The sequence below is a fragment of the Rhodococcus sp. LB1 genome, assembly GCF_001583455.1.
GTDB lineage: Bacteria > Actinomycetota > Actinomycetes > Mycobacteriales > Mycobacteriaceae > Rhodococcus_F > Rhodococcus_F opacus.
Window position 1 is genome coordinate 1 of sequence record NZ_LTCZ01000190.1, and the last position, 14,307, is coordinate 14,307.

Below are 14,307 nucleotides of genomic sequence, written 5' to 3' on the forward strand. Positions count from 1 at the left end.
AAACGACGTCGACAGATCGGTGCTCGAGGAACTTCCCGGCGGCGGGGTCGGCGATATGCCGCTCACCCCGGCCGCCCGATTCCTGTTCGACCGGGCCGGCGTCGTCGACCGGTACGCACAGGCCGTGGTGGTGGAACTGCCACGGGGTGTGGACGCGGAGGGGCTGAACACGGTGATCGGCGCCGTCGTCGACCGGCACGACGCACTGCGGGCGCGCCTCGTGCGCAGCTCGGACGGGACGGCGCTTCTCACCGTGAGCCCGGCAGGCACACCGCTGCCGGAGGACACGGTCCTGCGGGTTCCGCTGCCCGCCCACGCCGATCCGGCGCAGCGAACGCGGGACGAACACGAAGCCGCGATACGCCGGTTGAATCCTGTTGCAGGCGTGATGATGCAGTGCGTGTGGCTCGACCCCGGACCGGACGACACCACCCGCCGCGGACGGCTCCTCCTCGTCGCCCATCACCTGGTGATCGACGGCGTCTCGTGGCGAATCCTGATCGGTGATCTCGCCGCAGCGTGGGCGCAGCGGGAGGCGGGGGTACATCCCACTCTCGCACCGATCGGCACCTCCCTGCGCCGGTGGTCGCACGGCCTGATCGAGGAGGCGCAGCGGCCGGGCCGCAGGTCCGAGCTGTCGTTCTGGCGCACGATGACGGCCGTCGCGGATTCGCCGCTCGGCACCCGCCCACTCGACGCGCGGCGTGACGTGAATTCCACCGTGGATCGGATCCACACGGAAGTGTCTGCAGCCGTCACGCACTCGTTGCTGACCGACCTCACGGCCGCCTTCCGATGCGAGGTCACCGACGCACTGCTCACCGCGCTCTCCCTCGCCCTCGCGCAGTGGCAGCGCCGGCGGGGACGACCGGCCACCGCGCCGGTGATCCGGCTCGAGGGGCACGGCCGCGAGGAAGGGGTGCTCCCCGGCGCCGATCTTTCCCGCACCGTCGGGTGGTTCACCAGTATCTTTCCGATCCGCCTCGACCTCGGGGACGTCGACCTGGACGAGGCGTTCGCGGGCGGGCGCTCCGCGAGCACTGCGATCAAGTCCGTCAAGGAACAGTTGCGTGCGGTGCCCGACAAGGGCATCGGCTACGGGCTGTTGCGGTATCCGGGGAACGGCACCGGCCAGGTCGCTTTCAACTACCTCGGTCGTCTCGATGCCGCGGATACCGAACGCGATTGGCGCCCGGTGCGGGACGGGGCCGCCGTGTTCTCGTCGGCGGAACCGTCGATGCCGGTCACCGCGCTGATCGACATCACCGCGTTCACCACCCACGGCGTCCTCGACGCCACCTTCGCATACCCGGCGGGTGCGATCGCGTCCGAGGATGTGCGGGCGCTGGCCGATCTGTGGGCGCAGGCGCTGACAGCCCTCGCCGCGGTGGCGCGTTCTCCGCACGCCGGTGGGCTCACCCCGTCCGATCTGCCGCTCGTCGCCGTGGACCGGAACGACATCGACGAGTGGGAGCGGGGCCATCCGGGTCTGCTCGACGTGTGGCCGCTGACGCCGTTGCAGTCGGGCCTGCTGTTCCACGCGGCACTCGCGGGCGCGGATGCCGATCCGTATGCGATGCAGGTGATCCTGACCCTGTCCGGGCACCTCGATCAGGATCGACTCCGGCGCGCGTGCATCGCCGTCCTCACAGGGCACGCGAACCTGCGCACCGCACTCGTGCGCGACAGTCGTGGCATCCCGGTGCAACTCGTGCTCGACGACGTGCCGCTACGGTGGCGGCAGGTCGACCTCACGGACCGCGACACGGACGAGGTTGCCGAGGAGATCCTGCAGGACGACCGCACCACCCGCTTCGACATGTCCGCCCCACCGCTGATTCGGTTCACCCTGCTGTCGCGAGGGCCGAACCGTTCCGACCTGGCAATTACCGCCCACCACATCGTGCTGGACGGCTGGTCCATGCCGTTGCTGGTGCGCGAGATCTTCACCGCCTACCGACGCGGCGACGTCCGCACCGAGCCGCCGGATTCGAGCCCGTACCGCGACTTCCTGGAATGGCTGGCGGACAGGGACACCGAAACCTCGGCGCGGGCGTGGGCCGCGGCACTCGACGGCATCACCGAGCCCGCCGCCCCGGCCGAGCCCACCCCCACCCCGTCGGAGACGGTGCTGGAGCTGAGCGAGGAGGACACCCGGTCGCTGACGGCCCGCGCGACCGAGCTCGGCGTCACGCTGAGCACGATCGTGCAGGCAGCCTGGGGAATTGTTCTCGGGCAGGCGACCGCCCGGGACGACGTCGTGATCGGCGCGACCGTCTCCGGCAGGCCCGCGGACGTCGCCGGGGTGGAGAGTGCGGTGGGATTGTTCGTCAACACCGTGCCCGTGCGGATCCCGCTGGACCCCGGTATCGACGCCGCCACACTGCTCACCCGCCTGCAGGCCGACCACGTTCGTCTCCTCGAACATCACCATCTGGGCCTCGCAGACATCCAGCGGGCAGTCGGCGTGGCGCCGCTGTTCGACACGCTGGTCGCGTTCGAGTCGTACCCCGTGGACCGCAGCGCGCTGCCGGAACCCGTCGACGGACTCACCCTGGACGGGGTCCGCGCACACGATGCCTCGCACTACGCCGTGACGCTGGCGGCGACGGTGTCCCGGACCCTGCGGCTGACGGTGAAGTGCCGGTCCCGCCGGTACGACGGGGCGGCCCTGCTCGCGCGGGCCGGCCGCGTCCTCGAGTGCATCGGCAGGGATCCGCACGTCGTCCTCGGCAGGCTCGATCTCCTCGGCGAGCTGGAGCGCGAGCAGGTTCTGCGCACCTGGAACGCGACGGACGCCCCGGTGCCCCCGCAGACCCTGGTGGATCTGTTCGACGCACAGGTCGAGCGTTCCCCCGGCGCCGTGGCGGTGGTCTTCGGCCCGGATCGACTGACGTACGCGGAGTTCGACGCCCGGGTGAATCAGCTCGCCCGGTATCTCCTGGCGAAGGGAATCGGACCGGAAACCGTCGTCGGTGTCGCGGCTCCCCGCTCGATCGAGCTTCTCGTCGCGCTGCACGCGGTGCTGAAGGCCGGCGGTGCCTACGTGCCCGTGGACCCCGAGCACCCGCCCGAACGCACCGCACTCGTCATCGACTCGGCCGCAGCCGCACTGGTCCTCACGTCCGGTTCCCGTCATCGCGCGGTCCCGGACGGAGTCGCCGTCGTGGATCTCGATCTGCTCGACGTCACCGGATACGACCCGCGACCGATCACGGAGTCCGAGCGACGCGCACCGCTGCATCCAGCGAACGCCGCGTACGTCGTCTACACGTCCGGTTCCACCGGACGGCCCAAGGGCGTGACGGTGACCCACGAGATGATGGTGAACCAGTTCCGCTGGGCACAGACGCTGACGCCGCTCGACGGTTCCGATGCGGTACTGCACAAGACCCCGCTCACCTTCGACATCTCCGCGTGGGAACTGCTGTGGCCCTTGCACACCGGCGCACGGGTGGTGATCGCCGATCCCGACGGCCACCGCGACCCCCGCTACCTCGCGCGGATCGTCGCGCAGGAGTCGATCACGACTCTCCACGTCGTACCGTCGATGCTCGACGCCTTCCTGGACCGGTGCGGGCCGCGGGCGCTCTCGACGCTGCGCCGCGTCTACTCGGCGGGTGAACCCCTGTCCGTGGCGACGGCATCGCGATTCAGTGAACGCAGCGCCGCCGCGCTGTACAACTGGTACGGCCCGTGCGAGGCGGCGGCGGCGACCTCGGAGTCGGTCGACGGCAACGACATCGGCACCGCGGTCGCCATGGGCCGCCCCATTCACAACATACGTACGTATGTACTCGACAGCCGGCTCCGGCCGGTGCCGGTCGGGACGAGGGGCGAGTTGTACCTTGCCGGTGGGTACTTGGCGCGCGGGTATGCCGGACGCCCCAATCTGACCGCCGAACGCTTCGTCGCCGATCCCGTCGGCGGAACGGGCGGCCGGATGTACCGCACCGGCGACCTGGTGCGGTGGAACGAGTCGGGCCGGCTCGAGTATCTCGGGCGCAGCGACTTCCAGATCAAACTCCGCGGCCAACGCATCGAACCCGGCGAGATCGAGTCCGCACTCACGTCCGACCCGGCGGTGACACACGCGGCGGTCACGGTGCACCGCGACCTGGAAGCGGGAGACCGGCTGATCGCCTACGTCGTGTCCGCGGACGGTGTGCCGCCGGACGAACGCCGGATCGTCGACCGTCTCGCCGGTCTGCTCCCGGCCTACATGATTCCCTCCGCCGTCGTCCCACTCACGGCGCTGCCCCTCACCACCAGTGGGAAGCTGGATCGCGCAGCCCTACCGGAACCGGCGCCCGCGCAGTCTGCATCCGATCCGCCCGCCACACCCACCGAAGACGTCGTCGCGTTCGTGTTCGCGGAGGTCACCGGCACCGGCCGGGTGGGCAGGAACGACAACTTCTTTGCGGCGGGCGGACACTCGCTGACCGCGGCACAGGCCGTCGCCCGCGTCGGAGCGGCGCTGGGAACCTCCGTCGACATCCGCGAACTGTTCGACCACCCGACGGTCGCGGAACTGTCGGAGTATCTCGCGAAACGAACGCACGAGACCGAGCGGGCGCCCCTGGTCCGACACACCCCGACCGCCCACGTGCCGCTGTCCCTCGCGCAGCAGCGAGTGTGGTTCCTGAACCGGTTCGACGGACGCTCGGCCACCGACAGCATTCCCGTCGTGCTCCGCCTCACAGGCACGCTCGACGAATCGGCGCTGTGCGCGGCGGTGGGTGACGTGATCGAACGACATGAACCCCTGCGCACCGTGTATCCCGAGCACGACGGGATCCCCTGCCAGCACGTTCTCCCCGCCTCCGCGGTGCCGGCGTGCACGGTGCGGAGGACGACGGACCCGGTCGGCCGGGTCCGCGACCTGCTGTCAGCGGGGTTCGACCTCACCGCCGAACCCCCGGTTCGCACCGAGCTTCTCGCGGTGAACGCCGACGAGTGCGTGCTGGCCCTCGTCGTCCATCACATCAGCGCCGACGGGTTCTCGCTGGGACCGCTCGCCCGGGATGTGACGGCCGCGTATCGCGCTCGGGCGCAGGGTGACTCCCCGGGCTGGACGCCGCTCCCCGTCCGCTACGCCGACTACGCCCTCTGGCAGCGTGAACTGCAGGACGGGCAGCGGGGCCTGGCGTATTGGACGCAGACCCTGTCCGGGTTGCCCGAGCTGCTCCCCCTGCCGTTCGACCGTGCCCGCCCGCCCGTCGCGACGCACCACGGAGCGAACGTCGAGTTCAATCTCGACGCCGAGATTCATCGGCGGATTCGTGCTCTCGCGCGCACTCACGACGCCACTCCGTTCATGGTGGTGCACGCGGCGCTGGCCGTCCTCGCGGCCAGACTCGGCGACACGTCGGACATCGTCGTCGGCGCGCCGATCGCGGGACGCGCGCCCCGCGAACTCGACGACCTCGTCGGGATGTTCGTCAACACACTGGTGCTACGGACAGACGTCCCGCTGCACAACACGTTCGCCGACACCCTCACCCGCGTGCGGGACGTCGATCTCGCCGCGTACGCCCACGCGGACGTCCCGTTCGAGGAGGTTGTGGAGGCGGTCGCGCCCGCTCGGTCCCGCAGTCGCAATCCGCTGTTCCAGCTGGCGCTCGCCTATCACAACACGGCGCCGGTCGTGATCGATCTGCCGGAGGTTTCCGCCGAGATCGTCGAGATCGAGACGCACACCGCGAAATTCGACCTGCAGCTGACGGTCACCGAATCGGTCGACGACCCAGGCGGCCCGGGATCACTGTCGTGCGTCTTCACGTACGCCACCGATCTGTTCGACGACGCCACGGTCGCGGGATTCGCGGACCGGTTCCGGCGCATTCTGCGGGCCGCGCTCGCACACCCGTCCGTCGTGATCGGCGACATCGACGTGCGGGACCTCGCGGAGCAGCAGGCGCGGCACGACGGACCGCCGTCGTTGCCGCAATGCACACTGCCCGAACTGATGTCGGCCGCCGTCCGGCAGAATCCGAGAGGATCGGCGCTGACGGCGGACGGCCGGTCGATGACGTATCGCGAACTCGACGTCGAGTCGAATCGGCTCCCCCGCGCCCTGCTTCGGCGCGGGGTGGGACCCGAAGCACTCGTGGCGCTCGGTCTGCCGCGGTCCGTCCTGTCCGTCGTCTCCGTGTGGGCCGTCGCGAAGACGGGTGCCGCGTTCGTGCCCGTCGACCCGCACTACCCCGCCGCGCGGGTCCGGTATCTGATGGACGACTCCGGCGCCGCCCTCGGGCTGACCACCGTTGCGGACCGCGAGGCCCTGCCGGACGATACGGACTGGCTGTTGCTCGACGACCCGGACTTCCGAACCGAATGTCGCAGTTGGTCTTCGGCCCCGGTCACCGATGCCGACCGTGCTCGGCCGCTGGATGCGCGCCATCCGGCGTACGTGGTCTACACGTCCGGTTCGACGGGAAACCCCAAGGGAGTGGTGGTCACCCACACCTGTCTCGCCGACTTCACAGCGGAACAGCGGGATCGGTATTCGGTGACGGCGTCGTCGCGCACGCTGCACGCTTCGTCTCCCAGCTTCGACGGCGCGGTGCTGGAGATACTGCTCGCGCTCGGTGCGGGCGCCTGCATGGTGCTCGCACCCCCGACGGTCCGGGGCGAGAACCAACTCACGGACCTGCTGGCCCGCGAGCGGGTCAGCCACGTGTTCACCACGCCGACGGTTCTGGCGACGGTCGACCCGCGCGGCCTGCACGACCTGCGGGTCGTCGTGGTGGGCGGCGAACCCTGCCCGCCGGAACTCGCGGCAGTGTGGGCTGAGCAGGCGCAGATGTTCAACGGATACGGTCCGACCGAGACGACGGTCATGACGAGTATCAGTGATCCCATGGCGGCCGGCGGGACGGTCACCATCGGCCGCCCGGTCCGCGGCGCCGCCGTACTCCTGCTGGATTCGCGTCTGCACCCGGTTCCGACGGGAGTCGCCGGCGAACTCTACATCTGCGGACCGGGCGTCGCCCGCGGTTACCATCGCAGGCCCGCGCTGACCGCCGCGCGCTTCGTCGCCTCCCCGTTCGGCACAGCCGGGGAGCGGATGTACCGGACGGGCGATGTAGGACGGTGGCGTCGCGACGGGTCGATCGAGTATCTGTACCGGAACGACTCGCAGATCGAACTGCGCGGCGTCCGAATCGAACTCGGCGAGATCGACGCCACCCTCCTCACCCATTCGGCCGTGAGATTCGCGGCGACGGATGTGCGTGAACTCCGGGACGGCGTCGAGGTTCTCGTGTCGTACGTGCTCCCGGCTCGGAACGAGACGGTCGATCCGGATCAGCTGATCCGCTACGCGGCGACGCGCCTGCCGACCCCGCTGGTGCCCGCGATCGTGGTCGTGGTGGACGCCGTCCCGCTCACCGTCAACGGGAAACTGGACCGCTCGGCGCTGCCCGACCCCGGTCCCGCGGCAACCGAGTTCGAGGCCCCACACACACCCGCCGAACGGGTGGTGGCGACAGCGTTCGCCGAGGTGCTCGGACTCGACCTCGTGGGGCGGGACGACAACTTCTTCGCCCTGGGCGGCAGTTCTCTGTCCGCCACGCGCGTTGCGTCCCGGATCGGTGCCGCGCTGGAGACGACGGTGCCGGTGCGCGCAGTGTTCGACTCGCCGACGGTCTCCGCGCTCGCTGCGGCCGTCATCGAGCAGACCGACGGCGCGACGCACGTCGCCCTGACCGTGCGTCCGCGCCCGGCCCGCGTGCCGCTGTCACCGGCGCAGCAACGATTGTGGTTCCTCGCCCGCCTTGCACCCGGCTCCCCCGAATACAACATCCCGATGGCGTTGCAGCTCACCGGAACACTCGACGTCGCCGCCCTCACCGCGGCCGTCGCGGACGTGGTGGGCCGTCACGAACCGCTGCGCACCCTCTACCCCGACAGTGACGGTGTGGCGTACCAGCAGTTGGTCCCGGTGTCGCGGGCCGCTCCCACTCTCAGTCCGATACCCGTGTCCCGCGGTGACGTCGCTACGCGGGTTGCGACGTTCGCGTCGAAGGGTTTCGCCCTGGGCGCCGAACCGCCGATCCGTGCCCGGCTGTTCGCCCTCGCCCCCGACGAGTGGGTGCTCGCAGTCATGGTCCATCACATCAGCACGGACGGGTTCTCGGTGCCGCTGCTCGTCCGCGACGTGATGACCGCCTACGAGGCGCGAGTCTCGGGCCGGGCGCCGCGGTGGGCCGAACTTCCCGTCCAGTACACGGACTACACCCTGTGGCAGCACGAACTGCTGGGCGACCGCGACGATTCACAGTCCGTTGCCGCGCAGCAACTGTCGTATTGGAAGAACACGTTGTCGGATGCGCCGGAACAGCTGTCCCTCCCCGCCGACCGGCCACATCCCGCGATCGCGTCGCACCGCGGTGGCACAGTCGAGTTCGCGCTCGACGACGTGCTCTACCGTGCGGTCGAGCACACCGCTTCGGCCCTTGCCGTCACCCCGTTCATGGTCGTGCACGCGGTATTCGCGGTGCTGCTCGCGAGGCTCAGCGGATCCACCGACATCGTGATCGGCACCCCCGTCGCGGGACGCGGGGATGAGGCCCTCGACGACCTGGTGGGCATGTTCGTCAACAACCTGGTCCTGCGCACCGAGGTGATTCCCTCGGAAAGCTTCGCGGAACTGCTCGGCCGCGTGCGGGAGCACGACCTGGACGCGTTCGCGCACTCCGCCGTTCCGTTCGAGACCGTGGTCGAGGTGCTCGATCCCGCACGGTCACGCGCACGCAATCCGCTGTTCCAGGTGGCCCTGGCGTTTCAGAACCTCGACCACACCCCGCTCACGCTGCCCGGACTGCGGGTGTCGGCGATGACTCCCCCTACCCGGTCGGCCCGATTCGACCTGCAACTCACCGTGACCGCCGATCCGGACCTGTCGACGGAACGTACCCGGCGTGCGGCGGTGTTCACGTACGCCACCGATCTGTTCGACCACCACACCGTCGCGGACATCGGCGAACGCTTCATCCGGACGTTGAGCGAGGCCGTCGCACAACCGGATACGGCCGTCGGCGACCTCGCCCTTCTCGATCCTGCCCCGGATGTCCCCACCGCTGTGCCGTCCTCCGGGGAGACCCTCGTCGATCTGTTCGCGCGGCAGGTCGCCAGTTCGCCCGACGCGATCGCCGTCGTCTCCGGAGATCGTGCGCTCACCTATCGTGAACTCGACGAGCACGTGAATCGCTTGGCCCGGCTCCTGATCGGCGCCGGCGTCGGCCCGGAGTCCATGGTGGGACTGGCGATTCGCCGCTCGGTCGACCTCCTCGTCGGAATGTATGCCGTATCGACAGCGGGAGGGGCGTACGTGCCGATCGACCCCGATCAGCCCGCGCAGCGCAATGCCCAGGTCATCCGGTCCTCGGACACACGCGTCGTCCTCACCACCGAGCGCGACCGGTTCGACCTCTCCGACGTCCTGCCCACGGAGACACGACTGGTCGTCGTCGACCGACTGGACCTCTCCGGTATCGATCCGTCGCCGATCTCCGACCTGCACCGGATCGCGCCCCTGCGAGCGCAGAACCCCGCGTACGTGATCCACACGTCGGGATCGACGGGTACCCCCAAGGGTGTCGTCGTGACCCATGCGGCCGTCGTGAGCTTCCTGAGCTGGCGTCAGGACACCGACCCGCTCGGCGCGGACGACACGGTGATGCTCAAGTTGCAGTACACGTTCGACGCCTCGGTCCGCGAATTCTGGTGGCCGCTGATCGCCGGTGCGCGGCTGGTGATCGCTCGACCGGACGGCCACCGCGACCCGCGGCATCTCGCCGAGCTGATCGGACGGCACCGGGTGACCGCGGGATACTTCCTTCCCCTCATGCTGGCCGAGATCCTGGCGATCCCCGACGCGGACCTGACGTCACTGCGACAGGTGTCGTGCGGCGGCGAGGTCCTGCCGCCCGGCACGGCACACAGTTTCCACGCGCGGTGCCCGGACGCGGTGCTGTACAACGAGTACGGCCCGACCGAGACGGCGGTCGCCGTGACCCGCACGGTCGTCGGCACCGTGGATGCGACTGTCCCGATCGGCGTGCCGCAGAACGGTATCGGTGTGCTCGTGCCGGATTCGCGGCTGCATCCGGTGCCCGTCGGCGTTCCGGGCGAGCTCTACCTGGCGGGTGCCCAGTTGGCGCGCGGCTATCTCGGACAACCGGGGGTGACGGCCTCCCGATTCCCGGCGAATCCGTGGGGACCGCCCGGGCAGCGGATGTACCGGACCGGCGACGTGGTGAGTCGTCGCAGAGACGGCACGATCGACTACCTCGGCCGGCGCGATCTCCAGGTGAAGATCCGCGGTCAGCGCGTCGAACTCGAGGAGATCGAGACGGCGCTGCGACGCCATACCGCCGTCGCGCACTCTGCGGCGGCCGTGTACGAATCAGCCGGCACCGGCGTCCGGCTGGTCGGCTACGTCGTGCCGCGGCCGGACATGGTGGTGGACACCCGTGCCGTGTCGGCGGAACTGGCGCAGCGACTGCCCCGGTACATGGTGCCCAACCAGATCGTGGTGCTGGGGGCGCTACCGTCGACACCCCACGGCAAGCTGGATCGACGGGCGCTTCCGGATCCGGGTGTGCCGCGGGCTCAGCGGTTCCGTCCCCCGACGACCCGTACCGAGAAACTGGTCACCGCGGTGTTCGCGGACGTTCTCGGCACAGGCCTGGTGGGGCTGGACGACAATTTCTTCGAACTGGGCGGCAACTCCCTGTCCGCGACCAGGGCGGCGTCACGGCTGCACGCCACCACTCGGGTCGAGGTCCGGCTCGAATGGTTCTTCGCCGACGCGACCGCGGAGAGCATCGCCGCGCGAATCTCGTCGAGTTTCGCCGCGGCCTCCGACACCTCCGCCGGGCTCGGGGTGCTGCTGCCGCTGCATCCGGACGGCGGACGGGAGCCGCTGTTCTGCATCCATCCGGCCGTCGGGTTGGCCTGGTGTTATGCGGGATTGAGTGCGCATCTCGGCCCCGACCGCCCCGTCTGGGGTGTGCAGTCCCCCACCGTGACCGTGCCCGGCGAACGGTTTTCGTCGATCACAGAGCGGGCCCATCGATATGTGCAGGAGATTCGCCGTGTACAACCGCGGGGGCCGTACCACCTGCTCGGGTACTCGGTGGGTGGCGTGATCGCGCACGCGATGGCCGTCGAGCTGCGGTCGCTCGGCGAGGAGGTGCGTGTGCTCGCGATGATCGACAGCTACGCGTCGGCGGAGCGGGACACCCCGGCACCGACACTGCCGGAACTGCTCACGGAATTCGGCGGCGGGGCGTCGGAGCAGCTCGGGCCGGAGCAACTGACCCGGTTGTACGAGGACTACGTCGACGTCGTCGACGCTGCCGCCGACTTCGTTCCGGGACATTTCGACGGCAACCTGGTGTTCTTCGGCGCGCCCGGGGACGAATCCCAGCCCGTGCCGGCGAGTACGACGTGGCGGCCGTGGATCGACGGGGACGTCATGGCGCACACCGTCGACCGCCCTCACACACTGATGACCGACCCGGAAGCGCTGGCCGTCATCGGGCCGATCCTTGCCGAGTATCTCGCGGGTGCCTCAGCCACCGACGGGACGGAGAATCCACCAGCCACCCAGCGCGAGACAGCCCAGCGTCACGAGTAGGGACAGACCCACCCAGACGATGCCGGGCACGCGGGTGAGTCGCGCCAGCTGATCCGCATCCGACTCCGGGGCAGCGCCGCGGGCCCGTTGCCTCTGCAGTTCGAGGACCGGGCGCGGTGCGGCGACGAGCATGAACAGGGTGATCAGATACGCCGCGGCCACCTGCTGGTCCTGCGTCCCGAACCACACGAGTCCGAACAGGAGAGCTCCGACCACCGTGAGGGAGAACAACCCGTACAGGTTCCGGACGAGGATCAGCATGGCCGCGAGAGCGACGACACCGATCCACAGCACCGCGACCGCGTGCTGGGTACCCAGCACCCAGGCCGCACCGAGCCCCAGAACGGCAGGACCCACGTAGCCGGCGAACGTCATGAGGACCACACCGAGCCCGGTCGGTTTACCGGACGAGATCGCCACACCCGATGTGTCCGAGTGCAGCCGCACCCCCTTCAGCGTGCGACCGAACAGCAGGGCGACCACCAGATGTGCGCCCTCGTGCACGATGGTCACAACGTTGCGGGTGACTCGCCAGGCGTGCGGTTCGAGGACGAGTATCACCGCCACCACCGCCGTGACCTGAACTATCCAGGGAGCCGGCGCGGGGCTGACGGCGCTCATGCGCTCCCACAGCGATTCAATTCCATTCATCGGCGCCGAGTGTACGGCGACCGGCTGCTCACTCCCTGCGTGCCAGCTGTGGAATCAATCCGCCCGCGAGCACGTCGTCGACCTGACGTGGGGACAGCCGGTGACGCACCGGGATCTCCACGTCACGGGTCGAGTCGAACAGGGTCAGGTGGGGGCCGGAACGAATGGCCTCCCGGACCCCGTCCAGGACCAGCACGTCGTCCTGCCGGATCGTGTCGTAGTCGTCCGGGTTCTCGAATTCGAGCGCGAGTACACCGAAGTTGGCGAGGTTCTGCCAGTGGATACGGGCGAACGAGGTGGCGATCACCGCGTGCAACCCGAGGTAGCGCGGGGTGATCGCGGCGTGCTCACGCGAGGACCCCTGCCCGTAGTTGTCGCCGGCGACGATGAAATGCCCGGTGGTCTTCGCCGTCTCCTCCGCGCGCGCCGGATAGGTCTCGTCGACCTGGGTGAACGTGAACCGGGACAGCTTGGGAATGTTGGAGCGGAACGGCAGGGCCCGCGCCCCGGCCGGCGAGATCTCGTCGGTGGAGATGTTGTCACCGACCTTGAGAAGTACCGGTGCCTCGATGCGGTCGGGCAGGGGCGGAAACTCGGGCAGGGACGAGATGTTGGGTCCCTTCACGAGTTCGACATGCCGAGCCTCGTCCTCGGGCAGCGGAGCCACCAGCATGGCCGTGTTGACGGTGGCCTCGTCCGGAAGCGTGATCTCCGGGTACGGCATCCCCGCCTTCTCCGCCCAGTCCCGCGGATCGGTGATCACCCCGGTGAGAGCCGACGCGGCCGCTGTCTCGGGTGAGCACAGCCACACGGAATCCTCGCGAGTGCCCGAACGCCCTGGGAAATTGCGGGGCATCGTCCGGAGAGAATTCCGGCCGGTCGCCGGCGCCTGGCCCATGCCGATACAGCCCATGCACCCGGATTGGTGAATTCGCGCGCCTGCCACGACGAGTTCGAGCGTGGCGCCCATCTTGGTCAGGTCGGAGAGGATCTCCCGCGAACTCGGATTGACGTCGAAGCTCACGCTCGGGTCGGTCTGCCTCCCCGACACCATGGCCGCAGCGATCGCGAAGTCGCGCAGTCCGGGATTGGCGGACGACCCGATCACCACCTGGCTGACGTCCTCACCGGCGACCTCCCGGACGGGCACCACGTTTCCCGGCGAAGACGGTTTCGCGATCAGCGGCACGATCGTCGACAGGTCGAGGTGTTCGTGTACGTCGTACTCCGCGCCCGCATCGGCGAGGATTTCCACGAAGTCGTCTTCCCTGCCCTCGGAGCGCAGGAAATCGCGGACGGCGTCATCTGCGGGAAAGATGGACGTCGTGGCGCCCAGTTCGGCGCCCATGTTCGCGATCACGTGACGATCCATCGCCGTCAACGTCGCGAGCCCCTCACCGTGATATTCGATGATTCTGTTGAGCCCGCCCTTGACCCCGTGGCGGCGGAGCATCTCGAGGATGACGTCTTTCGCCGAACTCCAGTCGGGGAGCCTGCCGGTCAACTCCACCCCCCAGATCTGAGGCATCCGCAGGTGCAGGGGCTGGCCCGCGATCGCCATGGCGACCTCGAGCCCACCGACGCCGATCGCGAGCATGCCCAGCGATCCGGCCGCCGGTGTGTGCGAGTCGGACCCGACCATGGTCTTGCCGGGAACGCCGAAGCGCTGCATGTGGGTGGGATGAGAGACCCCGTTGCCCGGCTTCGAGAACCACAGCCCGTACCGCAGGGCGGCGGTGCGGAGGAACTCGTGGTCCTCGGCGTTCTTCTCGTCGGCCTGCAGCAGATTGTGGTCGACGTATTGCGCGCTCAACTCGGTCTTGATGCGATCGAGGTGGAGCGCCTCGAGTTCCTGCATCACCAGGGTTCCGGTGGCGTCCTGGGTGAGAGTCTGGTCGATCCGGATCGAGATCTCCTCGCCCGGTTCCATCCGGCCGTCGAGGAGGTGTGCACCGATGACCTTGCGGGCGACAGTGTCCGACATCGCTGATCCCTTCGTCGTACCTCCA

The 14,307-nt window shown here is 69.2% G+C and carries 3 protein-coding genes; 1 reads left to right on the top strand and 2 read right to left on the bottom strand.

Annotation, left to right across the window (positions count from 1 at the left end; translation table 11 throughout):
* Positions 1–11,647, top strand: an 11,647-nt coding sequence (locus tag AZG88_RS24245; protein ID WP_061699469.1) for a non-ribosomal peptide synthetase, incomplete at its 5' end; no start/stop codon positions are given.
* On the opposite strand, the gene AZG88_RS24250 is transcribed toward AZG88_RS24245, so the two are convergent.
* The gene (locus tag AZG88_RS24250; protein ID WP_061045351.1) at positions 11,582–12,298 is read right to left on the bottom strand and encodes a M50 family metallopeptidase; all 717 of its coding nucleotides are present in this window, start codon (positions 12,296–12,298) and stop codon (positions 11,582–11,584) included. The genes AZG88_RS24245 and AZG88_RS24250 overlap by 66 nt on opposite strands.
* A 28-nt stretch (positions 12,299–12,326) precedes the next feature.
* Positions 12,327–14,282: an aconitate hydratase gene (locus AZG88_RS24255; RefSeq protein ID WP_061699470.1), complete on the bottom strand. Its 1,956-nt coding sequence runs from the start codon at positions 14,280–14,282 to the stop codon at positions 12,327–12,329.
* Between the last annotated feature and the right edge of the window lie 25 nt (positions 14,283–14,307).